The 23,668-nt window shown below is 71.5% G+C and carries 25 protein-coding genes; 16 read left to right on the top strand and 9 right to left on the bottom strand.

Going from position 1 to position 23,668, the window contains the following annotated elements:
• Nucleotides 1–247: 247 nt before the first annotated feature.
• From FDM97_RS33715 to FDM97_RS33730, 4 genes are all read left to right on the top strand, one after another.
• Entirely contained in the window at nucleotides 248–1,402 is a 1,155-nt protein-coding gene (locus FDM97_RS33715; RefSeq protein ID WP_137994269.1) for a sensor histidine kinase, read from the top strand.
• Complete coding sequence (locus FDM97_RS33720) at nucleotides 1,399–2,019, top strand: response regulator (protein WP_137994270.1); 621 nt, start codon at nucleotides 1,399–1,401, stop codon at nucleotides 2,017–2,019. Before FDM97_RS33715 ends, FDM97_RS33720 begins: the two co-directional genes overlap by 4 nt.
• Nucleotides 2,020–2,134: 115 nt before the next feature.
• Nucleotides 2,135–3,355 carry an FAD-dependent monooxygenase gene (locus FDM97_RS33725; protein ID WP_175439333.1) on the top strand — a complete coding sequence of 407 codons (1,221 nt, stop codon included), beginning with the start codon at nucleotides 2,135–2,137 and terminating at the stop codon, nucleotides 3,353–3,355.
• 179 nt (nucleotides 3,356–3,534) lie between these two features.
• Entirely contained in the window at nucleotides 3,535–4,035 is a 501-nt protein-coding gene (locus FDM97_RS33730) for a hypothetical protein (protein ID WP_137994271.1), read from the top strand.
• 48 nt (nucleotides 4,036–4,083) lie between these two features.
• Here the strand turns inward: FDM97_RS33730 and FDM97_RS33735 are convergent, their stop codons facing one another.
• Nucleotides 4,084–4,749 (bottom strand): pentapeptide repeat-containing protein, encoded by a 666-nt coding sequence (locus FDM97_RS33735; protein WP_137994272.1) that lies wholly within the window; start codon nucleotides 4,747–4,749, stop codon nucleotides 4,084–4,086.
• A gap of 115 nt (nucleotides 4,750–4,864) precedes the next feature.
• Between FDM97_RS33735 and FDM97_RS33740 the strand changes: the two genes are divergently transcribed.
• A complete protein-coding gene (locus tag FDM97_RS33740; protein ID WP_137994273.1) occupies nucleotides 4,865–6,028 on the top strand; it encodes an NAD(P)-binding protein in 1,164 nt (387 codons plus the stop codon).
• A 46-nt stretch (nucleotides 6,029–6,074) separates the two neighbouring features.
• Nucleotides 6,075–7,058 carry a zinc-binding dehydrogenase gene (locus FDM97_RS33745; RefSeq protein ID WP_137994274.1) on the top strand — a complete coding sequence of 328 codons (984 nt, stop codon included), beginning with the start codon at nucleotides 6,075–6,077 and terminating at the stop codon, nucleotides 7,056–7,058.
• A 410-nt stretch (nucleotides 7,059–7,468) separates the two neighbouring features.
• On the opposite strand, the gene FDM97_RS33750 is transcribed toward FDM97_RS33745, so the two are convergent.
• Entirely contained in the window at nucleotides 7,469–7,939 is a 471-nt protein-coding gene (locus FDM97_RS33750; RefSeq protein ID WP_137994275.1) for an NUDIX hydrolase, read from the bottom strand.
• Between the two features lie 122 nt (nucleotides 7,940–8,061).
• Here FDM97_RS33750 and FDM97_RS33755 point away from each other — a divergent pair, with 122 nt between their 5' ends.
• The 6 genes from FDM97_RS33755 to FDM97_RS33780 all read left to right on the top strand — a co-directional run bounded on the left by FDM97_RS33755 (nucleotide 8,062) and on the right by FDM97_RS33780 (nucleotide 12,936).
• Complete coding sequence (locus FDM97_RS33755; RefSeq protein ID WP_137994276.1) at nucleotides 8,062–8,814, top strand: DUF6879 family protein; 753 nt, start codon at nucleotides 8,062–8,064, stop codon at nucleotides 8,812–8,814.
• A complete protein-coding gene (locus FDM97_RS33760) occupies nucleotides 8,811–9,653 on the top strand; it encodes a helix-turn-helix domain-containing protein (protein WP_137994277.1) in 843 nt (280 codons plus the stop codon). The genes FDM97_RS33755 and FDM97_RS33760 overlap by 4 nt, the downstream gene beginning before the upstream one ends.
• Before the next feature lie 127 nt (nucleotides 9,654–9,780).
• The gene (locus tag FDM97_RS33765) at nucleotides 9,781–9,999 is read left to right on the top strand and encodes a hypothetical protein (RefSeq protein WP_137994278.1); all 219 of its coding nucleotides are present in this window, start codon (nucleotides 9,781–9,783) and stop codon (nucleotides 9,997–9,999) included.
• Complete coding sequence (locus FDM97_RS37170; RefSeq protein WP_137994279.1) at nucleotides 9,996–10,238, top strand: DUF7848 domain-containing protein; 243 nt, start codon at nucleotides 9,996–9,998, stop codon at nucleotides 10,236–10,238. Before FDM97_RS33765 ends, FDM97_RS37170 begins: the two co-directional genes overlap by 4 nt.
• A 429-nt stretch (nucleotides 10,239–10,667) precedes the next feature.
• Complete coding sequence (locus FDM97_RS33775) at nucleotides 10,668–10,850, top strand: hypothetical protein (RefSeq protein ID WP_137994280.1); 183 nt, start codon at nucleotides 10,668–10,670, stop codon at nucleotides 10,848–10,850.
• A gap of 901 nt (nucleotides 10,851–11,751) precedes the next feature.
• Nucleotides 11,752–12,936: a methyltransferase domain-containing protein gene (locus FDM97_RS33780; protein ID WP_254705849.1), complete on the top strand. Its 1,185-nt coding sequence runs from the start codon at nucleotides 11,752–11,754 to the stop codon at nucleotides 12,934–12,936.
• Between the two features lie 131 nt (nucleotides 12,937–13,067).
• Here the strand turns inward: FDM97_RS33780 and FDM97_RS33785 are convergent, their stop codons facing one another.
• The gene (locus FDM97_RS33785) at nucleotides 13,068–13,544 is read right to left on the bottom strand and encodes a GNAT family N-acetyltransferase (protein WP_137994281.1); all 477 of its coding nucleotides are present in this window, start codon (nucleotides 13,542–13,544) and stop codon (nucleotides 13,068–13,070) included.
• Nucleotides 13,545–13,563: 19 nt separating this feature from the next.
• Complete coding sequence (locus FDM97_RS33790; RefSeq protein WP_432816270.1) at nucleotides 13,564–14,478, bottom strand: aminoglycoside phosphotransferase family protein; 915 nt, start codon at nucleotides 14,476–14,478, stop codon at nucleotides 13,564–13,566.
• A 200-nt stretch (nucleotides 14,479–14,678) separates the two neighbouring features.
• Between FDM97_RS33790 and FDM97_RS33795 the strand changes: the two genes are divergently transcribed.
• The gene (locus FDM97_RS33795) at nucleotides 14,679–16,070 is read left to right on the top strand and encodes an NAD(P)/FAD-dependent oxidoreductase (RefSeq protein WP_137994283.1); all 1,392 of its coding nucleotides are present in this window, start codon (nucleotides 14,679–14,681) and stop codon (nucleotides 16,068–16,070) included.
• A gap of 76 nt (nucleotides 16,071–16,146) precedes the next feature.
• Here the strand turns inward: FDM97_RS33795 and griF are convergent, their stop codons facing one another.
• Both griF and FDM97_RS33805 read right to left on the bottom strand, forming a co-directional pair.
• The gene (gene griF / locus FDM97_RS33800) at nucleotides 16,147–17,106 is read right to left on the bottom strand and encodes a grixazone synthase (RefSeq protein ID WP_432816271.1); all 960 of its coding nucleotides are present in this window, start codon (nucleotides 17,104–17,106) and stop codon (nucleotides 16,147–16,149) included.
• A complete protein-coding gene (locus tag FDM97_RS33805; RefSeq protein WP_254705850.1) occupies nucleotides 17,103–17,498 on the bottom strand; it encodes a tyrosinase cofactor in 396 nt (131 codons plus the stop codon). Before FDM97_RS33805 ends, griF begins: the two co-directional genes overlap by 4 nt.
• A 272-nt stretch (nucleotides 17,499–17,770) precedes the next feature.
• Here FDM97_RS33805 and FDM97_RS33810 point away from each other — a divergent pair, with 272 nt between their 5' ends.
• The 3 genes from FDM97_RS33810 (at nucleotide 17,771) to griH (ending at nucleotide 21,086) form a co-directional block, all read left to right on the top strand.
• Complete coding sequence (locus FDM97_RS33810; RefSeq protein ID WP_137994284.1) at nucleotides 17,771–19,057, top strand: aspartate kinase; 1,287 nt, start codon at nucleotides 17,771–17,773, stop codon at nucleotides 19,055–19,057.
• 15 nt (nucleotides 19,058–19,072) lie between these two features.
• The gene (locus FDM97_RS33815; RefSeq protein ID WP_137994285.1) at nucleotides 19,073–19,894 is read left to right on the top strand and encodes a 2-amino-3,7-dideoxy-D-threo-hept-6-ulosonate synthase; all 822 of its coding nucleotides are present in this window, start codon (nucleotides 19,073–19,075) and stop codon (nucleotides 19,892–19,894) included.
• A gap of 85 nt (nucleotides 19,895–19,979) precedes the next feature.
• Nucleotides 19,980–21,086 (top strand): 3-amino-4-hydroxybenzoic acid synthase, encoded by a 1,107-nt coding sequence (gene griH / locus FDM97_RS33820; RefSeq protein WP_137994286.1) that lies wholly within the window; start codon nucleotides 19,980–19,982, stop codon nucleotides 21,084–21,086.
• A 69-nt stretch (nucleotides 21,087–21,155) separates the two neighbouring features.
• On the opposite strand, the gene FDM97_RS36105 is transcribed toward griH, so the two are convergent.
• Genes FDM97_RS36105 through FDM97_RS33830 form a run of 3 tightly spaced genes read right to left on the bottom strand, consistent with a single transcriptional unit; the run spans nucleotide 21,156 to nucleotide 23,643 of the window.
• On the bottom strand, nucleotides 21,156–21,749 hold the full coding sequence (locus tag FDM97_RS36105) for a TetR/AcrR family transcriptional regulator (RefSeq protein ID WP_175439334.1): 594 nt from the start codon (nucleotides 21,747–21,749) through the stop codon (nucleotides 21,156–21,158).
• A complete protein-coding gene (locus FDM97_RS36110) occupies nucleotides 21,746–22,315 on the bottom strand; it encodes a hypothetical protein (protein WP_175439335.1) in 570 nt (189 codons plus the stop codon). Before FDM97_RS36110 ends, FDM97_RS36105 begins: the two co-directional genes overlap by 4 nt.
• 50 nt (nucleotides 22,316–22,365) lie before the next feature.
• Nucleotides 22,366–23,643, bottom strand: coding sequence for an MFS transporter (locus FDM97_RS33830; RefSeq protein ID WP_254705851.1), 1,278 nt, complete (start codon nucleotides 23,641–23,643; stop codon nucleotides 22,366–22,368).
• Between the last annotated feature and the right edge of the window lie 25 nt (nucleotides 23,644–23,668).

Below are 23,668 nucleotides of genomic sequence, written 5' to 3' on the forward strand. Positions count from 1 at the left end.
CCATCGATCCTCCGGCCGGTTCCGGGCCCGTACGGTCCACGGACCGGCTGCCCCCGTCACGCATGATGGACGACGGAGGTGTCAGCCGATCGGTTGATGCCCCTCTGGTCCTCCCGGGCCAGGATGGACACGTATCCCCAGGTCAGAACCTCTGGTCAATCCCCAGGCCAGAACCCCAGGCCAGAACCCCAGGTCAGATCCCCAGGTCGGAACCCCCGTCGGAACCCCGGTCACAGGAGCGCATGCCATGGAGCAGGACCCGGACGCCCGCTGGCTGGCGCGGGTCATGCACGTCGCCTTCTTCCTCCTCCTCGGCGCGTCCCTGGCCCGCTTCCTGCTGCGGCACCCGTGGGAGGACCGCGGCCCCTGGATCGTCGCCCTCTCCGCCACCCTCGCCGCCCTCTATCTCCTCGGCCCGGTGCTCGGCACCCGCGCCACGCCCCGCCGCATCGCGTGGCTCTTCACGGTCGTCGCCGTCTGGATGCTCCTCGTGGTCCTCGCGCCGAGCTTCGCCTGGTGCGCGGTGCCGCTCTTCTACACCGGGTTGCGTACGCTCCCGCCGCGCGCCGCGCTCGTCCTGGTCGCCCTCCTCACCGCGTTCGTGGTCACCGCGCAGGTCCAGCTCTCGCACGGCGGCTGGGACCCGAACCTGGTCGTCGCCCCGCCGGCCGTCGCCGCGATCGCCACCGCCGTCTTCGTGCACGCGCAGCGCCAGGCGGAGCGCCAGCGGGCGCTGATCGACGACCTGATCCGGACCCGGCGCGAACTGGCCGCCACCGAGCGCCGCGAGGGCACCCTCGCCGAGCGCCAGCGGCTTTCCATGGAGATCCACGACACCCTGGCCCAGGGCCTGTCCAGCCAGCAGATGCTGCTCCAGGCGGCCGAGCGCACCTGGGACTCCGACCCGGGGACCGCGCGCCGCCATGTCCGTACCGCCGAGTCGATCGCCGAGCGCAACCTCGCCGAGGCCCGCCGCTTCGTCCACGACCTCGCCCCCGCCGACCTCGCCGAGGGCGGCGGCCTGGAGGCGGCGCTGCGCACGCTCGCGGGCCGGGAGTCCGCCGCGTTCCGCGTCGACGGGGCGCCGGTGCCGCTGCCCGAACGGGTGCAGTCGGCGCTGGTGCGCATCGCGCAGGGCGCCCTCGCCAACGTCCGCGAGCACGCCGCCGCCTCCTCCGCCGCCCTGACCCTGACCTACCTCGACGACCAGGTCGTCCTCGACATCGCCGACGACGGCCGCGGCTTCGAGTCCACCGACGCACCGCCCACCGGGGTCCGGGGGCACGGTCTGCCGGCGATGCGGGTGCGCGCCCAGCAGCTCGGCGGCACCCTGACCGTGGAGTCCACCCCGGGCGAGGGCACGGTGCTCTCGGTCGCGATCCCCCTGGAGGTTCCCTCGTGACGGTACGGATCCTGCTCTGCGACGACCACGCGGTGGTGCGCGCCGGGCTGCTCGCCCTGCTGGGCAGCGCCGAGGACATCGAGGTCGTCGGGGAGGCCGGCAGCGGCGAGGAGGCCGTGGCGATGGCGGCGAAGCTCACCCCGGACGTGGTCCTGATGGACCTTCAGCTGGGGCCCGGGATCGACGGCGTGGAGGCGACGCGCCGGATCGCCTCCCCCGACGTGCACGTCCTGGTCCTCACGACGTACGACACGGACGCGGACATCACCCGCGCCATCGAGGCGGGTGCGACGGGGTATCTGCTGAAGGCGGAGCGCCCCGAGGAGCTGTTCGCCGCGATCCACTCCGCCGCCCAGGGCCGTACGACGCTCTCGCCGCCGGTCGCCAGCCGTGTCATGGACCGGATGCGGGGAGCGGCCGGGCCGACCCTCACCGACCGCGAACGGGACATCCTCGGCCAGCTCGCGCACGGCCTCGGCAACCGCGAGATCGCCCGCGCGCTGTTCATCAGCGAGGCGACCGTGAAGACCCACCTCGGCCGGATCTACGCCAAGCTCGGTGTGGACACACGTGCGGGCGCCGTCGCCGTGGCGAAGGAACAGCGCCTGCTGCCCTGACGCTGCTACCCTGCGTTGCCGTTCGATGGCAAGGTGTCACGTTCGTGGGTGTCCTGAGCGTCCGGGCGTGCGCGTCCGAGTGTCCGGGTGTCCGAGTGTCTGAGTGGGAGCGCGTGTGAAGATCGCCTGCGTCGGCGGTGGTCCCGCCGGTCTGTACTTCTCGATCCTGATGAAGCGGCAGGACCCGGCCCACGAGATCACCGTGTACGAGCGGAACCCGGCGGGCTCCACCTACGGCTGGGGCGTGACCTACTGGGCCGGTCTCCTCGACAAGCTGCGGGCGGGCGACCCGGAGTCCGCCGAGGCGATCGGCGAGGCCTCGGTGACCTGGACCGACGGCGTCGCCATCGTCCGCGACGAGCGGACCGTCCACCGCGGCGACGAGGGCTTCGGCATCGGCCGGCGCCGGATGCTCGCCCTGCTCGCCGAGCGGGCCGCCTCGCTCGGCGTACGCGTCGAGTTCGAGCACGGGATCACCGGCCCCGACGCGCCCGAACTCGTCGGCGCCGACCTGGTCGTCGCGGCCGACGGGGTCAACAGCGTGCTGCGCGAGGCGTACGCCGACCACTTCGGCGCCGAGGTCGACAGCGGCCGCAACCACTACATCTGGCTCGGCACGACGAAGGTCTTCGACTCCTTCAGCTTCGCCTTCAAGGAGACCGAGCACGGCTGGATCTGGTGCTACGCGTACGGCTTCAGCGGCGAGCGGTCCACGTGTGTCGTCGAGTGCGCCCCGGAGACCTGGACGGGGCTCGGGCTCGACACGATGAGCGAGGCCGACGGCCTGAACCTGATGGAGAAGCTCTTCCACGACCTCCTCGACGGCCATCCGCTGATCGGCCGCGCACAGGACGACGGCGCCGCGCAGTGGCTGAACTTCCGCACCCTGACCACCCGCACCTGGCACCGCGCCAACCTGGTCCTGCTCGGCGACGCCGCCCACACCACGCACTACTCGATCGGCGCCGGCACGACCCTGGCCCTGGAGGACGCCCTGGCCCTCGCGGACGTCCTGCGGGGCCACGAGGCGGGCCGGGATCTCGACGCCCCGCTCACCCGATACGGCAAGCGCCGGCGCGCCGAGCTCCTCTCGGCCCAGAGCGCGGCCCGCTACAGCGCCCGGTGGTACGAGAACCTCCCGCGCTACATGCGGCTGGACCCGGTCCAGATGTTCGCGCTGCTCGGACAGCGGCACTCCCCGCTGCTGCCGCACATCCCGCCGCAGCTCTACTACCGGATCGACAGGGCGGCGGAGCAGCTGGAGCCGCTGCGCCGCCTCAAGCGCTGGCTGGGCCCACGGGTGGCGCGCACACTGCACGCCCGCATGCGCGGCTGAGGGCAGCGCGGGGCGCGGCGGTCGCCCGGCGCGGGCGCGTGGCGGCCTGACGGCGGGGCGCGGCCGGCTGAGGGCGGGGCGGCGGTCGGCCCGTGGGGCGCGTGGAATCGCCGCGGGGCGCGGCGGCAGTCGCCCCCGGGGCGCGTCGGAGTACCGCGGGGCCGTGGGACCATCGACCCGTGCTCGACATCGGCTACTCCCTCTCCCGTCGCTTCCCCGACCCCCCGCAGACCGACTACCGCCGCGCGGACGTCCACGCCCTGCGCCACGACCTCTTCTGCGGGGACGTCTACCTCGCCGACCCCAAGGCCGACCGCGAGGTGTCCACAGCCTGGGGATGGGTACCGGTGCTCGACTTCGCGTGGGCGCTGTGCGACATCGTCGAGCAGCTCGACCGCGACCCGCGCGGCAGCCGGTCCTCGCAGCCCCAGTACGCGGAGCTCGACTTCACCGAGTCCTCGGACCGCATGCTCTTCGAGCGCCGGTTCGGCTGGGTGGACGTGGAGGCCGACTGGATGCCGGGCGACGAGCCCCCGCTCACCTTCAACCACGCGGAACTGCGCCGCGAGGCCCGCGACTTCCTGCACGACCTGATCGCCGACCTCACGGACATGCACGAGGGCCTCGGCGACAACCCCGTGATCTGGGACCTCCAGGCCCGCTTCCCCCGCGTCCCTTAACCTCGTACCCCGTACCCCGTACCCCGTACCCCGTACCCCGTACGTACGTCAGTCCTCCACGCGCACCCCCAACTGGGCGGCGAACACGGGCGCCAGGTCCAGCAGCTGGGCCGTGCTGATCACCGCCCCCGCCAGGGCCTCCACCCCGCGCGCGATCTCCAGGCGCTCCGCCGTCCGCAGATCCACGTCCTTCATCCGCGCCCCGCTGAAGTCGGCCCCCCTCAGCACACAGTCCCGGAACTCGACCCGCTCCAGGACCGCTCCCCCGAAGTCCGGCTCGTCGAGCACGCACCCCTCGAAGACGACGTCCTTCAGCTTCGCCGTCCGCAGGTTCAGGTAGTCGATCTTCCCTCCCTTCACGAGCACCCTCTCCAGCACCGCCCCGTGCAGCTGCGTACCGCCGAGCCGCGCGTCCACGATCTCCACGTCCCGCAGCGTCGCCCCCGCCAGATCCGTACCGACCCCCCGTACCCCGCTCAGCACGCAGTCCAGCACCCGCGCCGAGGTCAGCCGCGCCCCGTCGACCGCGCACTCCCGCACCGCGCAGTCCATGAACCGCGCCCCCGCCCCCTCCTGCCCGGCCAGGTCGAGACCGGCGAACTCGAGCCCGTCGTAGTCCCCGTCCGGCTCCAGCCCGCCGTCGTACGCCGTGAGCGGCGGCAGCCGCACCTCGGGCCGCCGCACGGCCGGGATCTTCCTCTTCCTCGTCGCCATGGCACCCATAGTGACCTGCGCCACTGACAACGCCTCGATGTCACAAACCGCGCCCTCTCTCCGGTCCCACCTGTGAGACCCGACCCGACCCGACCCAAGACGAGTGGAGACGGACATGCGGAAGATCACGATCATCGGCGGCGGCTTCGCGGGACTGACCGCGGCCCTCACCGCCGCCGAGGCCGGCGCCAAGGTGACCGTGCACGAGGCCCACCACACCCTCGGCGGCCGCGCCCGCACCTCCGAAGGCCCGTACCGCACCAACGAGGGACCGCACGCGATCTACCGCAAGGGCCCGCACTGGACCTGGCTCGAGCAGCGCGGCCTCCTCGGGCCGCTGGCACAGCTCCCGGCCCTCGAAGGCGCCCGCTTCCGCTTCCACCACGCCGGGGCCCTGCGCCGCACCCCGCCGCTCGGCTTCCTGCGCCACACGCTCCGCACGGCCGAACAGGCTCCCGTCGACACCGACTTCCTCACCTGGGCCACGCGGGTCGCGGGCCCCGAGGCCGCCCGTCAGGCCGCCGCGTACAGCGGGGTCGCCCTCTTCCACCACGACCCCGGCGCGCTCTCCGCCCGCTTCGTCCAGGAACGGCTGCACCGGGCCGCCTCGCTGCCGCCGGAGGCGCAGTACGTCCGCGGGGGCTGGGGACAGCTGATCGACCGTATGGCCGCCCGCGCCTGGGAGCTCGGCGTACGGATCGAGACGTCCTCCCGGCTCGACGAGCTGCCGCTCGCGGACGGCCCGGTCGTCGTCGCCACCTCCCTGCCCGCCGCCGCCCGGCTGCTCGGCGACCCCGGCCTGACCTGGGAGAGCGGCCGCACCGTCCTGTTCGACCTGGCGCTGCGCACCCGCAGGGGAGACCCGTTCGTCGTGTCCGACCTCGACGCCCCCGGCTGGATCGAGCGCTTCACCGCCCAGGACCCCTCCCTCGCCCCGGCCGGGCAGCAGCTGATCCAGGCTCAGCTCCCCATCGGCCCCGGCCTGTCCAAGGCGGACGGTGTCGCCCATGCCGAGCGCCTGCTGGACCTGGGGTTCCCCGGCTGGCGCGCGCGTACGGTCTGGCGCCGCGCGTCCGTCTGCTCGGGGCGTACGGGAGCGGTGGACCGGCCCGGTACGACCTGGCGCGACCGGCCCGCGATCGACCGCGGCGACGGCGTCTACCTCGTCGGCGACCAGGTCGCGGCGCCCGGCGTGCTGTCGGAGGTGTCGTTCACGAGCGCGGTGGAGGCGGTGTCGCTGGCGCTGCGGGCGACCCACCTTGACCTCAAGCGCGCTTGAGGTTGAAAGCTGGGCTCACCACACCGGACAACAAGGGGAGCCCACCATGCACGCCATCCGTCTCCACGCCTTCGGACCGGCCGAGAACCTCACGTACGAGGAGACCGCGGACCCCGCGCCCGGCCCCGGCCAGGTACGGATCGCGGTCGCCGCGGCCGGCGTGCACCTCCTCGACACCGTCCTGCGCCAGGGCGGGACGGGCCCCTTCCCCGCCCCCGCCGAGCTGCCCACCATCCCCGGCCGCGAGGTCGCCGGCACGGTGGACGCGCTCGGCGAGGGCACCGACCCGTCCTGGCTCGGCAAGCGCGTGGTCGCCCACCTGGGCCTGGCCCCCGGAGGCTACGCCGAACTGGCCGTCGTCGACGCCGCCAAGCTCCACGCCCTCCCGGACACGCTCGGCGACGCCGAGGCCGTCGCCATGATCGGCACGGGCCGCACCACGCTCGGCATCCTCCAGTTCACCGAGCTCGGCCCGGACTCGATCGCGATCGTCCCCGCCGCCGCGGGCGGCATCGGCACCCTCCTCGTCCAGTACGCCAAGAACGCCGGCGCGACCGTCATCGGCCTGGCCGGCGGCCCCGAGAAGACCGCCCTGGTGAAGGAGAACGGCGCGGACCTGGCGGTCGACTACAAGCGGCCCGACTGGCCGGCGGAGGTCCGCACGTACCTGGGCGACCGCGAGGCCACGGTCGTCTTCGACTCGGTGGGCGGCGCCACGGCCCGCGCGGCGGTCGACCTCCTGGGCAAGGGCGGCCGCCACCTCGTCTTCGGCTGGTCGGGCGGCGAACCGCTCACCTTCACCGACGAGGAATTGACCACCCGGGGCATCACCTCCGAGGGCGTCCTCGGCCCGGTCATGATCCAGAAGGCGGGCGGCGACATCCGCACCCTCGAACTCGCCGCCCTCACCGCGGCCACCGAAGGCCGGCTCCGCCCGGCGATCCACCGCTTCCCCCTCACCGAAGCGGCGACGGCCCACCGGGCCCTGGAGACCCGAGGCACGGTGGGCAAGGTGGTCCTGATCCCGTAGAGAACAACCGACGACGCATCGCCCGGGATGACGAGCCCTACGCAGGCGGTCGTGGCGGTGCGAGGACGTCCGTCCCGCTTCATCGGCTTGTCCACCAGGCGGCCCCGGTGCCTGTAGCCGTAGTGAGCAGCGTGATCAACCACGCGGGGATGCGTTGAACGGTCAAGTGCAGCCCACCCCAACGGAGTTCAAAGCAGGGGCGTTGTTCGCTGTTGATGGTCCGAGTCATGTTGCTCAGTGTGGATGGACTTTCCAAAAACCGGCAATCCGGACACTTGGTTGTAGGGTCTGCGATGCATCGGATGTCCCCGAGGCGCCCCGGCCAGGCCGCCTTCCGCGAGTAGTCGGATCGGCGCACGGCTGCCTACGTGAGCCTCTGACGCGCGAGTGAGTCAAAGCGCGGCGACCCTCTACCCCAGGTAGGGCGAGGGACGATGCTCCAAGTAATGCTGAATACGCAACCGCTGAGTGTGGTGCATGGCCAGAGCGGGAAGTTCATCAGGCTCCACGAACCGGAGCTCCGTCGATTCCTCCGAGATGGTGAGCGATCCGCCAACGATGCGAGCGGTAAAGCAGACATTGAACTGCCGGCGCACCTCCCCATCGCTGTACGCGATCACATGCCGGGGATCCGTGTACGTGCCGACCAGGCCAGTGATCTCCACCTCCAACCCGGTCTCCTCGCGCACCTCTCTCACGGCCGCACCCGGTAGAGAATCGCCCATGTCCATGCCGCCGCCCGGGAGCGCCCACAAATCGTTGCCCCTACGCCGCTGCACGAGGATGCGGCCCTCAGAGTCGGTGACGACGGCCGAGGCCGCCACCACCAGGCTGTTCGGCTCGGGGGCGTTCGGGTCGTGGTCGTACTCGGTCCGTGCCACGGGTCTACCTCCCTTCACGCGGCGATTCGCGCATATTCGAGAATCACGGCGGACAGAACGCCATCGGCGGTTCCATCCTGGAGACGGCCCAACCGGGTCATCCGGGCGAGAGGGGAACGACGTTGGCAAGGCGACTTCGCTTCATCGGCACCAACTCCGGCAACGACGGCTGTCCGACGCTCTACGAAGACCTGGACACAGGTGAGCTCCTGGTCCAGGGAGACGCTGTGACCGACCCTGACGACGTGGCCCAACTCCGCAACGTCAAGCCCGGGGAGGGGTTCGTGGTGGTGCCGCGCGTGCTCCTGGCCGACTTCGCGCCGAGGAACGTGGACCGAGTACCGACGGAGATCAGCTTCGAAGAGTTCGGCGGGATGTTCCGCACCTTCGAGCACACCGCATGGCGGCTGGAGACCCGCCGCCGGTACGCGTCGGATGAGGAGACCGAGACGTACACCCGGTTCGCCCGGGGTGAGGATGCCGGGTGGGACCTGGACGACCCGTGGTGTGTGTCCCGGCGCGAACAGTCTGCACTCGGCAAGCGGTTCGAGCGCGTACGCATCGTGGACAACCCGCCGACCCTGGGCCAGCGGTACCTCCTGGACAACGCCCGCCGCAACAGCACCGTAGGAGAGGACATCCGGAACCTGTGGCGGAGCGACGCTGAGCGGCTGAAGCTCCCCGAAGAGGACTTCTGGCTGTTCGACTCACGCGTCATCGCACGACTTCACTTCGACGGTGACGACCAGATGACCGGCGTAGAACTGATCACGGACCCGGTGGAGGTCCTGCGCGCCTGTCAGGCCCGCGATGCCGCTTGGCACCACGCCGTCCCGTACGACCAGTTCGAGGGCCAGGTACCTTCCACCGAGTGAGCACCGACTTCCAACAGGCCCGGGTGGCCCTCGGCGCGCGGCTCCGTGAGCTGCGCGCCGCTCGCGGCTTCACGGGGCGCGAACTGGCGACGGTGCTGCACTGGCCCCAGTCCAAGGTCAGCAAACTGGAGACGGGACGCCAGACCGCCACAGCAGCCGACCTCCGGGCATGGGCCCAGGCAACAGGGCATCCGGAGGCCGCCGATGAACTGATCACCCGCCTACGGACGCTGGAGTCCCGATCCCGCTCCTGGCGGCGCCAGCTTGCCGCCGGGCACAAGCCCGTCCAGGACGCTCTCACCGCTGAGTACGAGCGATCCAGAACCTTCCGGGCCTGGCAGGGCTCCATGGTCGTCGGGATGCTCCAGACACCCGACTACGCCCGCCACGTGTTCAGCCAGTACGTCGACCTTCACCAGTCCGTCCGGGATGTGGAGGAGGCTGTACGGGCCCGGGTGAGGCGCCAGGAAATGCTCTACGAGCCAGGGAAAACCTTCCACATCATCCTGTGGGAAGCCGCCCTCCACGCCCTGGTCTGCCCGCCGCCGGTACTGGCTGCCCAACTCGACCGGCTCATGGGCGTGCTGGGGCTCGACACCGTCGCCCTGGGAATAGTCCCGCTGGGCGCCCCTCTCAAGCTCCCGCCGGCCAATGCGTTCTGGCTGTACGACGACCGCTTGGCCATCGCCGAGGACTGGCACGCGGAGCTGTGGCTGGACGACTCCGCGACCGTCGGCGTGTACCAGCGGGTCTGGCAGACACTCGCTGACTCCGCCGTCTATGGGGCTGAAGCCCATCGCGTGATCACACGCGCCCGGCGGGCACTCGACCTCAGCTGAGAATCACCCCGAAGAAGCCCCGACGGCGCTCGAATCAAGGCGAATCAGGGCCGCCAAGCAGCACCCGGATCTCATACCGTCCCAGTGTGGTCCGAGGCATTCGGAGCGCTGGAGGGGACGGTGAGGCATGGCCGAGGAGTGGAGACCGACCGCCAGTCGGTACGCGGTGGACCGTAACGGGACGCTGGGCCGGGTGGACCGCCAGTACGAGGGGAGCGTGTACCTGCGTCCGCCGGGCGGGGGCAGGGAGTGGGCAGTCCCGCCGGAGGAACTGCGGGAGCCGACCCTGGAGGAACTGGCCCAGGCCCGCTTGTTCGCCACCCCGGTGTCGGCGGTGGACCAGTGACGGTCCGGACGGTTCTCCGGTTCGTGACGCACCGGATCAAGCGTCACCCGGAGTCGGAGGCCACGGCGTCGGCCCACTGCCTGCACGGCGGGTGTGATTGGGAGGCCCGGCCGAACACTGACGTGAACAAGGTGGACGACCAGTGCATGGAGCACACGGGCCGCCTCAGGGACCACACGACCTTCGCCAGGAGATTTGAGGACGTGGCCCTGGTGGAGCGGCTGGAGGGCTCCGCGTGAGGTGGCTCCCGGCCCTGGCGGTCACCCCCACTGGCGCGGTCAGTGTCGTGGCCCTGACCTTGGCCGTCACCGCGCGGTGAACTGGCCCCGCGTCCTGTGGGCCGCCGCCGCAGTCACGATCTGGGCGACCATCGCGTTCTTTCTGACTGCCCATTGAGATTTCCGCACGCTCCCGCCGGAAGGCGGACCAGGGAGCGAGCGGAGGACACTCCGCTCTTCCGGTTCCGTGGGTCGGGCCGGACGAGGAGAGCGGACACCACGGAAGCGAGAGCACTCATGGTGAGACGACGGCAGCCGGACCGCCTGGTCTGGGTTGGGAACCCGCTGGGATTACCCGTCCCTGAGGGTGAGGACCGGCGGCGCCTGGCCATCGATATCCAGCCGGGTATCCGCGTGCGGGTCGGTACCGCGTGGCGTACGGCGCTGGAGGTGACCAGCCGCACGCGGGCTGACCGGACCTGGGTGACGGTCGACTGGGCCGGACCGGTCCAGGCGCGCACGCTCTACTACGGGGCGGACCTGGTCCACGTGGAGGACCCGGTCACAGTCCCGGCCGCTTCCGAGGAATTCCACACGGCCTGCACGGACGGGATCAGAGGGTTGGAGCCGTGAACCGTGGCCCGTTCCCAGCCGACTCGGCGGCCACCCTGGCGCCGGAGATACAGGCGGAGTACCACGTCATGACGACGCCACGCACGGGGCCGGCGGACCCGATCCGTTGTGCGCAGTGCCGGGAACTCCGTGACGGCCTCCGGGAGACCATGGAGCAAGGCATCGGGTTCCTGGAGATCATGGAAGTGGCGGCCCTCCACGCCCACTACGGCCACCCCCACGCCCCTCTGCGGACGCCGTTCTATCCCTAGGTTCCCCGCCGCCGACACGGCGGGGCCATGTAGTCCTACGAGCCAAGAGCCGCCCGATCCGGTCGGGCGGTGGAAGGTCCCGCGCGCGGAGTGTCCCCATGGGCACCGCCGAGCCTCCACAGCCGCGCCACTGATTCCCTCCAACGCTGGCGGTTGGGAACTGCACAACGCGGATCCCGGCCATCGGACTGCCCTCAAACAGCCGTCGTCGAGACCCACCCACACACTCCGCCTCCTGGTGACCGTCCCGAGCCAGGGCAGCGGGCCCAGCTCCCTCCGCCTGGGAACCGCCGGAGGGAACGTCCGCCCCGGGGTGGGACGGCCCCCGCGTGGGTCGCCCGGGGCGGATATCGCATCAAGCACAGCCGAACACGAGCACCGGAAGGCGTGGCCTTGGCCTTGCAGGCCCACGCCGATGTGCCGGGTGCACTCACCCGCCCTACGCCTCCAAGGACACCTGGGACCGCTTGGGGCGGGTGTCAAAACGCAATTCACAACCGAGAGGAGAACGGCATGGGATGGGGAACCGGTAAGGGTGGAAGTGGTGGCAACGGGCAGCACTCCGGGGGGAAGGACCCGGGCACGTCCAAGCCGTCTTCGGACACCGCCAAGCCGAAGGACCCGCCGAAGCACAAGAAGGACTAGTGCACGTGACCGCAACGGATCTCGCAGCGTCCGAGCAGATCGCCATGCGCGATTTGCTCGGCGCGGTGAACAACGACCTGGACACACCGTTGGGGCCCGAGTGGGAACGCGCGGCCTGGGCGGTCCCCCGCCACCGGTTCCTCCCCGAACGCATCTACCTCGGGGATGACCTGGAACCGTGCACCCGGGCGGAGGCACCGGAGACGTGGTTGCGGGCCGCCTACGCCAACGACTCCGTCGTGACGCAGATCAACGACGGCCAAGACCCCGGCGACGGTGAGCGCTGGGCGTCGTCGGCCGCGTCGGCCCCGGGCATCGTGTTCCGGATGCTCCACATGCTGGATCTGGCCGACGGACACAGGGTTCTGGAGATCGGCACCGGGACCGGGTGGAACGCGGGTCTCCTTGCTCACCGCCTGGGCCCGGAGAACGTGACCACGGTGGAGGTGGACCCGGTCCTGGCGGCGGAGGCTGACGCGCGCTTGCGGAAGCTGAGTCTGGAGCCGACGGTGAGCGCCGGTGACGGAGCCCTGGGGCACACGTCCACCCAACCGTTCGACCGGGTGGAGGCCACATGCTCCGTACGGTCCGTCCCCCAGGCCTGGGTGCGACAGACCCGGCCCGGCGGGGTCATCCTCACGCCGTGGGAGACGCCCTGGCTGTGCTACGGCCTGTTGCGCCTGAAGGTGGGCGTGCACGGCGACGCGTCGGGCCGGTTCTCTCCCCACTCCGCATTCATGCTCATGCGGAACCAGCGTACGGATCTGCGGATCTACCGGGACGTGGTGCGGGACGACCATCAGCCGGAGGAGTCACGGACCACGTTGTCCCCGTGGACGGTCACGGGCGATGACCTGGCGGCCCAGTTCGCCATCGGCCTCCAGCTCCGCGACGTGTGGCGGACCTGGCACGACGACCCGGACGTGGACGGCGTGGCCTCCAGGCTCTGGGTCGCGACGACCGACGCCGCGTCCTGGGCGGCCGTGGACTGGGACGGCCACTCGGACGACCGGTTCACCGTGTGGCAGTACGGCCCCCGGCGACTCTGGAACGAGGTGGAGGCGGCGCACGACTGGTGGACCCATGCTGGCCGACCCGCCCCTGACCGGTTCGGACTGACGACCCTGCCGGACAGGGGTGAATGGGTCTGGCTGGACAAGCCGGACCAGCCGCTCCCGACGACCGGCTGACCGCCCACCCCATGGCCGGCCCGGTCGTCCGCTCCCCCCGTGACGGATGGCCGGGGCCACGGCCACGCCCGCCCCGGGATGCCCCGGGGCGGGCGTTCGTCGTTTCGCAGGGGTGGCAACCCCATGGCGCCCTACGCGCCCGTCCCCAGCTCCCGCAGCGCCTCGTCCGTCAGGCGGTACACCGTCCACTCGTCCTGCGGCTTCGCGCCCAGCGACTTGTAGAAGTTGATCGACGGGGTGTTCCAGTCCAGGACGGACCACTCCAGGCGCTCGTACCCCCGCTCCACGCAGATCCGCGCCAGCTCCGTCAGCAGCGCCTTGCCGTGGCCGCCGCCGCGGCTCGTCGGGCGGACGTAGAGGTCCTCCAGGTAGATGCCGTGCACGCCGCGCCAGGTCGAGAAGTTGAGGAACCACAGGGCGAAGCCCACCGGCTCGCCCTCGTCCGTCTCGGCGATGTGAGCGAAGGCCGCCGGGCGCTCGCCGAACAGGGCCTCGTGGAGCTGTTCCTCGGTCGCGCGGGCCTCGTGGAGCGCCTTCTCGTAGTCGGCGAGTTCGCGGACCATCGCGTGGATGACGGGGACGTCGGCAGGTGTGGCGGTACGAATCATGGGGCCAGCCTGCACCGGATCACGGCGTCCGTGCCAGTAGTGTCCGGGCGATCGACACCTGTTCCTCGTCCAGGGCGTCCTCGCCGTCCTCCACGTCCCACAGGCCGTTCTGCAGCACCCGGCCCAGTGTCCAGGCCACCGCACGGCCCCGGTCGAGACCCAGCGTCTCCGTCAGCAGGTCGAAGCGCCACAGCGTCTCCGCCGGATCCGGGTCGAAGCCGTTGGTCAGCGCCGGCAGCAGTTCGAAGCCCGGATCCCCCGCCAGCGGCTTCGGGTCGATCGCCAGCCACGGCTCCCGCTCCGCGGCCAGGATGTTGTCGACGTGCAGGTCCCAGTGGAGGAGCCGGTCCCCCGGTTCGGCCGCCACCTCCCGTACCGCCGCCGCGCAGTCCCGCAGCAGCCGCGCGTCCGGCTCGGGGAGCTTCCGGGCCGCCCGCGGTGCGTCGTCCAGCATCCGGTCCGCGATGTCGCCGAGCCGCCGCAGGCCCTCCGGCGCCGGCTCGGCCGTCAGGCGGGCGAGGAGATCCGCCAGGATCCGCGTCGTCCGCCGCGCGTCCGGGAGCGCCGACAGATGCCGGGTCTCGTCCAGCCGCTCCAGAAGCAGCGTCCCCGTCCCGGGGTCGTGATCGAGGAGGCGTACGGCTCCCCTGCCGCCCCACGCCCGCAGCGCGAGCGCCTCGCCCTCGTTCTCGTCGTCCAGGAGCTGCAGCTTGAGCGCGCCGGGCGTCCCGTCGGACGTACGGGTCACCGGCAGGACCAGCGACGCCGCCCCGTACATCGACGGCCCCGTCTGCCGCAGCCCCCAGCCGTCCAGGAAGCGCTCGGCGCGCCCGGGCAGCGCGGCGACGAAGGCGCGGCCCTCGGCGCCGTTGAACCGGGCCTGGGACGCGACGAGCTCCTCCGGAACATGGATCACCTCGCGAGGCTGGCACACCCGCGACGGTTTTCGTACCGTCCACCGACATCCGTCGCAGAAACCGTCCCTCCAAGGGCCTTCCAGGGTCCTTCCAAGGGCCTTCCCGGGGCCGTGCGGAACAACGAAATCCGCACCTTCCGACCCGCGCCCGAAGACCCGTATCCACAGGCCCCGGGCCTCCAGTAACCTCCCGCCCACACCCCAGGGAGAAGGACACCATGAGCAGCACGGTCAACGGCGGTATCTCGTTCTGGTACGCGCAGGAAGGCGCGCCCGCCCCCCGCGAGCCGCTGCCCGGGGACACCACCGCCGACGTCTGCATCGTCGGCGGCGGCTACACCGGCCTGTGGACGGCGTACTACCTCAAGAAGGCCGTCCCCTTCCTCAACATCACCCTCCTGGAGGCCAAGTTCTGCGGCTACGGCGCCTCCGGCCGCAACGGCGGCTGGCTCTACAACGGCATCGCCGGCCGCGACCGCTACGCCAAGCTCCACGGCCACGAGGCGGCCGTCCGCCTCCAGCAGGCCATGAACGCCACCGTCGACGAGGTCCTCGACGTCTGCGCGGCCGAGAGCATCGACGCCGACATCCACCGCGGCGGCGTCCTCGAGATCGCCCACTCCCCCGCCCAGCTCGCCCGCCTCAAGGACTTCCACTCCGTCGAGATCGCCTTCGGCGAGAAGGACCGCGAGCTCTACGGCGCCCGCGAGACCGCCGAGCGCATCCGTGTCTCCGGCGCCGTCGGCTCCAGCTGGACACCCCACGGCGCCCGCCTCCACCCCGTCAAGCTCGTCACGGGCCTGGCCGCGGCCGTCGAGGCCCTCGGCGTCACCATCCACGAGTCGACGCCCGTCACGGAGATCAAGCCCAAGCACGCGATCACCCCGTACGGCACGGTCCGCGCCCCGTACGTCCTGCGCTGCACCGAGGGCTTCACCGCCTCCCTCACCGGTCAGCGCCGCACCTGGCTCCCCATGAACTCCTCCATGATCGCCACCGAGCCCCTCACCGACGCCCAGTGGGAGACCATCGGCTGGAACGGCCTCGAAACCCTCGGCGACATGGCCCACGCCTACATGTACGCCCAGCGCACCGCCGACGGCCGCATCGCGCTCGGCGGCCGGGGCGTCCCGTACCGCTACGGCTCCCGCACCGACAACGACGGGCGCACCCAGCCGCAGACCGTCGAGGCCCTGCGCGAGATCCTGATCCGCTTCTTCCCGCAGCTCGCCGGTGTGGGGATCGCGCACGCCTGGTCCGGCGTCCTCGGCGTCCCCCGCGACTGGTGCGCCACCGTCACCCTGGACCGCTCCACCGGCCTCGGCTGGGCCGGCGGCTACGTCGGCTCCGGCGTCGCCACCACCAACCTCGCCGCCCGTACCCTGCGCGACCTGATCCAGCAGGACTCGGGCCAGTCCGGCCCGACCGATCTGACCACGCTCCCCTGGGTGAACCACAAGGTCCGCAAGTGGGAGCCCGAACCCCTGCGCTGGCTCGGCGTCCAGACGATGTACGCGGCCTACCGCACCGCCGACCGCCGCGAGACCACCGCCCACACGGCCACGACCGACCCCATCGCCAGGATCGCCGACCGCCTCGCCGGCCGCTGAGACACACGAGGACATACAGACATACATACGAACAGGGCCCGGGTCGTGTACCCGGGCCCCGCCGTCGTACCGCCCGTCAGTGACCGGGCTTGTCGTAGAAGTAGAACCGCCGGTGGTCGATCAGATCGCGCGGCGTCATCGTGAACCACGGAGCCAGCTTGGTGTTGATGTCCGGGACATCCGGCGTCGGCTCCAGCGGGAGGTAGTGCGGGACCTTCGGGTGGCGCTTCTGCCACACCGACCACAGCTTGTCGATGAAGCAGTGGTGGAGGAAGAAGACCGGGTCGTTGGGCGACCCGATGTACATCATGTGGCCGCCCACCCACACGTGCCCCGCGCCGTGCAGCTTGCCCAGGCTCGCCTCCCAGGGGAACTTGGTGTACCCCTCCAGGTGGTTGCGGAAGCTGTTGAACGGAGCCTCGCCGCCCGAGGTGTGGTTCCACGGCGGGCAGTCGTAGACGGGCAGCGCGAGGGTGTCCTCGAGCTCCTTGGGCGTAGGCAGGTTCGGCGTCAGGACGCCGAAGTCCCGGACCAGGTAGTCGCGGTCGTCCGTCGTGTAGTGGCCGTTCAGCGGCGCCGGCTCCGAACCGTCCGACACCACACTGATGTTGAGCTTCCAGCCGTTGTCCCGCGCGAACGGGCCCGTCATCACGCGGTTGTCGCCGGGGCGGCCGTTCCCGCCCATGAACTTCTCGTCCCACAGGGGGGAGTCGGCGCCCTGGTCCGTGGTCCAGTCCCAGTACGGCAGGGTGACGCGCGGGTCGACCTTCTGCAGCTCGCGCTCGAAGTCGAGCAGGTACTGGCGGTGCCAGGGAAGAAGCCCCGGGTTGACGTGGCCGAGGCGCGCCCCGCCGAGCTTGTCCAGGTAGTCCTGCGAGTTCACCTTGATGTGCAGCTCGACGAAGCGGTCGTAGACGCCGCGGCGCTTGATCTCCAGGACGGCGGCGACGAAGCGGCGCTTCTCCTCGGCGGTCATGTGGAGGTGGTTCTTGCGGACGCCCATGCGTCGCCTCTTCTCCTCTGTGTTCTCGCTCATGCGCTGCGGTGGTGTCCGCCGGCGGAGCCGGACTCCTTGGGCGCCAGCAGGCTCGCGCCCCGCAGCTCGTCGACGGCCCGGCGGGCCGCGATCAGGGGCGTCGCCTCGAGGCCGTAGTGGCACATCGAGCTCATGTAGGCGTTCTCGCCCATCTTCATGACGTGCAGCGGTCGGTCGTCTATGTACACGGGGTGGTGGTCGCCGGACGCCTGGCCGATCCGGATCGTGCGGCCCTTGTACGTCTCCACGTGCTCATCGGCGCTGTTCCCGGCGGCCTGCGCGGGGGCGGGGGTGTCGGAGGGGTCGTTCGCAACCTTTACGGCCAAGGCCACCGGCACGGCCGCGGCGACGGCGGCCCCTGCCGTCAGCTTGACCATGTCGCGTCGTTTCATCGCAGCACGTTCCTTCCTTCACGGGTGATCTGCGGCGTGCGGAATGATGCCGAGACCCTGTGTCGTTCGGCTTTCGTCTGCGTATTGCCGGCCCCCGACCAGCCTCCGACCGGCCTCCGACCGACCCCCGACCGACCCCCGACCGGCCCCTGTGAGCAGGGATGCGCCGCCAATACGGGGATGGTGCGCGCGCGGAACGGGCGCAATATGCGGGTCCCGTTAGCTCTTCACCGCAAGCCAGAGACTCTGGTGCGAAAGGCGGTGGAGGGGACATGGCGGCACACGACCGTGGGCCTGCCGGGGACGTCGTCGTACAGAAGTACGGGGGCAGCTCGCTGGCCACGGACGACCACGTCCGGCATGTCGCCCGGCGTATCGCCGCGGCGGTACGGGAAGGCCGGCGGGTGGTCACGGTGGTGTCCGCGCAAGGAGACACCACCGACGACCTGATCCGGCAGGCCACGGCCTTCCACGCCCGGCCGCCGGCCCGGGAGCTCGACCAGCTCCTCTCCACCGGCGAGACGGCCTCCTCCGCCCTGCTGGCCATGGCCCTGCAGGACATGGGGGTCGCCGCCACCGCGCTGGCCGGCGGGCCGGGCGGGGTCCTCGCGACCGGTCCGCACGGCTCGGGCGTCATCGTCGCGGTCGACACCGACCGCATGGTGCGACTCCTTGACGCCGGGCAGACGGTGATCCTCGCCGGGTTCCAGGGGCTCACCGCCGACGGCGACACGATCACCCTGGGGCGGGGCGGTTCGGACACCACCGCCGTGGCCGTCGCCGCCGAACTCGGCGCCCGGGTCTGCGAGATCTACACGGACGTCGACGGGATCCTCACCGCGGACCCCCGGGTGGTGCCGGGCGCGCGGCTGATGCCCACCGTCGACATCGACGTCATGGCGGAGATGGCCTTCGCCGGAGCACGTGTCATGCACGCCCGGGCGGTGGAACTCGCCGCGCTGTACGGGGTCGACATCCACGTGGGCCATGCGGCCGGCTCGGCGATCGGTACGCGTATCACCAACGGAGACGGAGTGGACATGCTCGAGGCCAAGGCCGCCGTGACAGCGGTCGTCCATGACCCTGAAGTGGCCCGGGTCACCCTGAACACCACCGATTCCGGCGAGGACCCCGCGACCGCGGCGTTCCGCCTCCTTGCCGGCCAGGCGATTCCCACCGACATGACCAGCGTCTCGCAGGGAGCCGACGGCGGGCTCGCCATCGCGCTGACCGTCCACCGCTCCCACTCGGCCGCCGTGGTCAGGTCGTTCGGCGAACTGGCGCTGTCCCCCAGGGACCAGGTCGCCGTCGACGACCGCGTCGCCAAGGTCTCGATCATCGGCAAGGGGCTGCTGAGCCGCCCCGAGTACGCCGCCCGGATGCTCTCCTCCCTGACCGGGTCGGGCATCGCGGCCGGATCGCTCTCCGCCTCGCAGCTACGGGTGTCGGTCACCGTGCCGGGCCATGAGGCGGCCCGCGCGGTGAGCCTGCTGCACAGCGAATTCGACCTCGGTACGGAGAACGGCCACGAACCTCTCTCCTTCGCACGCCAGACCTGAAACCCAGGAGAACCGATGCTCGCCAACACCTCGTTCGCCAGGAGGCTCCGTCTCCAGCGGCTCCACCGCCACGACCCGGAGCGACTGCTCGTCGTCCCCCTCGACCACTCGATCACCGACGGCCCCCTGACCGGCGGAAACCGGCTCAACGCCCTGGTCGGCGAGCTCGCCTCGCACCACGTGGACGCCGTGGTGCTGCACAAGGGCGCCGTACGGTACGTCGACCCGGAGTGGTTCACCCGTACCTCGCTGATCGTCCATCTCAGCGCCAGCACGGTCCACGCGCCCGACCCGAACGCCAAGTACCTCGTCGCGAGCGTCGAGGAGAGCCTGCGGCTCGGCGCCGACGCGGTCAGCGTGCACGTCAATCTCGGCTCGCTGGAGGAGGCCGCCCAGATCGCCGACATGGCGACGGTGGCGGAGGCCTGCGACCGCTGGAACGTGCCGCTGATGGCCATGATGTACCCCCGCGGCCCGAAGATCGACAACCCTCGGGACCCCGCCCTGATCGCCCACGCCGTGCAACTGGCGGCCGATCTCGGGGCCGATGTCGTCAAGACGCTCTACACCGGGTCGGTGGACGAGATGGCGGCGATCACCGCCGCCGCGCCCGTTCCGGTGGTCGTGGTCGGCGGTCCGCGCAACGACGACGAGGCGTCCGTCCTCGCGTACGTCGACGAGGCACTGCGCGGGGGCGCCGCGGGCGTCGCCATGGGGCGCAACGTCTTCCAGGCCCAGGACCCGGGCGCCATGGCGGACAAGCTCTCCGACCTGATTCACGACCGCTCCCGCGGCCCGCTGCTCACCGGGGCGGTACCGGCCAAAGGAGCGGCGTGAGCCTCGGGTTCTCCTCGCCGCCCCTCCCCTGACCTTCCCCTCGCCCTTTCCTTCACCGAGTAAGTCCCTGACAAGGAGTTCCACCATGAAGCTCAGCTGGCTCGACATCCGCTCGCTCGGCGAGGCGAAGGCCGCCATCGTTCAGGAGGCGCTGCACTACCGTCTCGACGGCGTCGTCGCCGACACCGTCGAGGACTTGAGCGACCTGCCGCCGACCATCACCAAGGTCCTCTTCCCGCAGGGCAAGCAGCTGCCGGAGTCCTTCGGCGACGCCACGGTCGTCATCGTCGAGCCCGAGCGGCACGGCGTGACGCCGGCCGAACTGGCGCTGCGCCACCCCGAGGTGGAGTTCGGCCGCTTCGTCGAGATCATCGACGCGCCGACGCTGGAGGACGCCTGCGAGTCCGCCCGCACCGAGCAGTGGAGCCTGCTGCTCTTCCGCGACCCGACCAAGATCCCGCTGGAGATCGTGATCGCCGCGGCCGCCCGTTCGAACGGCTCGCTGGTCACCATCGCCCAGGACGTCGAAGAGGCGGAGATCATCTTCGGTGTGCTCGAGCACGGTTCGGACGGCGTGATGATGGCGCCGAAGACCGTCGGCGACGCGGCGGACCTGAAGAAGTCCGCCCAGTCGGAGATCCCCAACCTCGACCTGGTCGAGCTGCGGGTCGTCGAGACCTCGCACATCGGCATGGGCGAGCGGGCCTGCGTGGACACCTGCACCCACTTCCGCGAGGACGAGGGCATCCTGGTCGGTTCGCACTCCAAGGGCATGATCCTGTGCGTCAGCGAGACCCACCCGCTGCCGTACATGCCGACCCGGCCGTTCCGCGTCAACGCGGGTGCCATCCACTCGTACACGATCGGCAAGGACGAGCGGACCAACTACCTCAGCGAGCTCAAGGCGGGCAGCAAGGTCACCGCCGTCGACATCAAGGGCAACACGCGCCTGGTGACGGTCGGCCGGGTGAAGATCGAGTCCCGTCCGCTGATCTCGATCGACGCCGAGGCGCCGAACGGCCAGCGGGTGAACCTGATCCTGCAGGACGACTGGCACGTGCGGGTGCTCGGCCCGGGCGGCACGGTCCTCAACAGCACGGAGCTGAAGCCGGGCGACGTGGTGCTGGGCTACCTGCCGAGCGAGGACCGCCACGTCGGCTACCCGATCAACGAGTTCTGCCTGGAGAAGTAGACCTCGCTCCACGACCACGCCGGCCGTGCCGCCCTCCCCCTGGCGGCACGGCCGGCGTTCCCTTCGTCATCACTCGGACAGGGTGCGAAGGACCCGCTCCAGCATCTGCCGCAGGGCCGCCCGGTCGGTGGTGTCCGGGCCGGGCCGTGTCACCCCGTCGTACGTGAGGCCCTCGGCGAAGGCGACCACGATCCGCCCGCCTTCCTCCGGATCCGGGCTGCCGAGCGCCGCCGCCAGCATCCGCGCCCGGCCGACGAAGCTCTCCCGCGCGCGGAGCAGTTCGGTGCCCAGCTCCCCTTCCGGGTGGCGTGCGGTCAGCAGGACGATCTCCAGGCGGGCGCGGGTGCGGTCGCGCCGGGGGCCGAGCCAGTGGGCCAGGACGCCCGCGAAGCTGTCGGCGATCCGGCGTACCGGCGGCGCCTCGGCCAACTCCTCGGAGACGGTGGCCGCTTCGATGTCCGCCACTTCCTGTTCGGCGATGAACGCGATCACGCCGGCGAGCAGGGCCTGCCGGGTACGGAAGTAGTAGCTGGTCGACCCGGCCGGCACCGACGCCCGCCCGTCGACCGCCCGGTGGGTGAGCCCGCGCAGGCCCTCCTCGGCGATGACCTCCACGGCCGCGGTGAGCAGCGCCTGTACGCGGGGACTCCTGGCGGTGCTCACGCGACTGCCCGCTTCCTGAGCCTGCGGAGCATCATCCGGCGGACGAGACCGCTGAACGGCTCGATGAACCGCCAGTACCGCCCCATGGCCCGGCGCGCCGCCTGATCCAGGCACAGGACCCGCGTCTCGGTGACGACCCGCGTGCCGCCTGTGGCGGTGTCCGGGGCGAATCGCATGCTGAACGTCGCCTTCGCGTAACCGGGTTCGTCGAAGGCCAGGAACTCGCTCGGCCCCGTGACGTCCGGCCGCCCGTCGGCCGCGCCCATGGTCCACCACTGCCCCACGATCCCCCGGACGGTCTCCCGCGGCGGGTCCTCGGCCAGCAGCAGGAAGCTGTCCCGCAGCTCCTTCTCCGGGCCCGGCACCCCGCCGCCGCCGCGCTTCAGCCGCCCGAGCCGGCGCCGCACGGCGAACAGCACCCGTACGAGCGGCCCCCACCCCTCCCCGCCGGCCTGCTCCATCTCCTGCCACGCCGCCCACACCGCGTCGACGGGAGCCGGGATGACCGTCTGGTGCCGGGATCCGAAGTCCGGGCGGGGGACGAACGTGCCTGCGAGTCCGCTCATACCCCCGGACTCTACATTTGTAGAGCCCCGGAGGCGAAGAGGCGCAGGCTTCAACTCCGCGACGTGCGGCGAGATCCGTACGCGGCGAGCAGGACCGTCACGCAGCCGGCCGCCCCCGCGAGAGCGAAGACCGCGAAGCCCCAGCCCTGGCTTCCCCGGACGACGAGCACGCCGCCCAGCCAGGGGCTGACGACCGCGCCCAGGCGGCCGATCCCGGTGACCCAGCCGATGCCGGGGGCGCGCAGGGCCGTCGGGTAGATCCGGCCGGCCAGGGCGTAGACCATGGTGGAGGCGCTGAACAGCCAGACGCCGGTGAGCGCGACCACCACGTACGTCACCGAAAGCGGCAGCCGGGCCGAGAGCAGCAGCAGAGCCCCCGCCGTGAGCGCGAACCAGAGGCCCGCGACCCGGCCCGCGCCGAAGCGGTCGGCGACCCGGCCCGCGATCAGCATCCCCACCACACCGCCCGCGTTGGCGACCATGAGCAGGCTCACCGACGAGCTCAGGCCGTAGCCGGCCGAGCGCATCATCTGCGGAAGCCAGGTGCTCACCCCGTACACGAGCATCAGCCCGCAGAAGGACGCCGCCCACAGCAGCGGAGTGGTCAGCCGGCTGCCCGGCGCGAGCAGCGCACGGGCGGCCCGCAGGCGTTCGGCCGCCCCGCCGATCGGCGCCTCGCCGGGCGCCGGGGCCGGCAGCTCGTACCGCGCCGCCACGGCCCGCGCCCGTGCCGCGTCGCCCCGGGCGAACAGCACGGACGGGGACTCCGGCAGCGCACGGAGCAGCAGCGGGGCGGCGATCGCGGCGGGCAGGACGCCGACCGCGAAAACCCAGCGCCAGCCCGCCTGCGGAGCGAGGGCGAGGCCGAGGCCCGTCGCGGCCATGCCCCCCGCGTGATAGGCGGTCATCAGGATCCCGGTGGCGAGCCCCAGGCGCCGGGGCGGCGCGAACTCGGCGACCATCGCCAGGCAGGTGGGCATCAGTCCGCCGAGCCCCAGACCCGCGAGCAGCCGGCCCGCGGCGAAGGACCCCGGGCCGGTGGCCAGGGCGCAGACCCCGGAGCCGGCCGAGAAGACGAGGACGCACGCGACCAGGACGTTGCGCCGGCCCAGCCAGTCCGTGGTGTTGCCGGCACCGAGGGCGCCGATGAGCATGCCGAACGTGGTCCAGCTGCCGATCGTGCCCGCCATGCCCGGTTCGAGGCCGAAGCGGGGGTCGTCGAGCATGTACGGCATGACGGCGCCGTACACCGTGACGTCGAGGCCGTCGAAGAAGACGGCGAGCCAGCACAGGGCGACGACGGGCGTCGCCGCGCCCAGCGGCGACAAGCGGGAACGGGAACGTACGCGGGGA

Origin of the sequence: Streptomyces vilmorinianum, from assembly GCF_005517195.1 — a bacterium.
In the GTDB taxonomy this organism is placed as follows: Bacteria; Actinomycetota; Actinomycetes; order Streptomycetales; family Streptomycetaceae; genus Streptomyces; species Streptomyces vilmorinianum.

What these genes read in the sequence shown, in the direction of transcription:
- FDM97_RS33715 (WP_137994269.1), top strand. Translation starts at nt 248, where the DNA reads ATGGAGCAGGACCCGGACGCCCGCTGGCTGGCGCGGGTCATGCACGTC.
- FDM97_RS33735 (WP_137994272.1), bottom strand. Translation starts at nt 4,749, where the DNA reads ATGGCGACGAGGAAGAGGAAGATCCCGGCCGTGCGGCGGCCCGAGGTG.
- FDM97_RS33740 (WP_137994273.1), top strand. Translation starts at nt 4,865, where the DNA reads ATGCGGAAGATCACGATCATCGGCGGCGGCTTCGCGGGACTGACCGCG.
- FDM97_RS33745 (WP_137994274.1), top strand. Translation starts at nt 6,075, where the DNA reads ATGCACGCCATCCGTCTCCACGCCTTCGGACCGGCCGAGAACCTCACG.
- FDM97_RS33765 (WP_137994278.1), top strand. Translation starts at nt 9,781, where the DNA reads ATGGCCGAGGAGTGGAGACCGACCGCCAGTCGGTACGCGGTGGACCGT.
- FDM97_RS33785 (WP_137994281.1), bottom strand. Translation starts at nt 13,544, where the DNA reads ATGATTCGTACCGCCACACCTGCCGACGTCCCCGTCATCCACGCGATG.
- FDM97_RS33795 (WP_137994283.1), top strand. Translation starts at nt 14,679, where the DNA reads ATGAGCAGCACGGTCAACGGCGGTATCTCGTTCTGGTACGCGCAGGAA.
- griF (WP_432816271.1), bottom strand. Translation starts at nt 17,106, where the DNA reads ATGAGCGAGAACACAGAGGAGAAGAGGCGACGCATGGGCGTCCGCAAG.
- FDM97_RS33805 (WP_254705850.1), bottom strand. Translation starts at nt 17,498, where the DNA reads ATGAAACGACGCGACATGGTCAAGCTGACGGCAGGGGCCGCCGTCGCC.
- FDM97_RS33810 (WP_137994284.1), top strand. Translation starts at nt 17,771, where the DNA reads ATGGCGGCACACGACCGTGGGCCTGCCGGGGACGTCGTCGTACAGAAG.
- FDM97_RS33815 (WP_137994285.1), top strand. Translation starts at nt 19,073, where the DNA reads ATGCTCGCCAACACCTCGTTCGCCAGGAGGCTCCGTCTCCAGCGGCTC.
- griH (WP_137994286.1), top strand. Translation starts at nt 19,980, where the DNA reads ATGAAGCTCAGCTGGCTCGACATCCGCTCGCTCGGCGAGGCGAAGGCC.
- FDM97_RS36110 (WP_175439335.1), bottom strand. Translation starts at nt 22,315, where the DNA reads ATGAGCGGACTCGCAGGCACGTTCGTCCCCCGCCCGGACTTCGGATCC.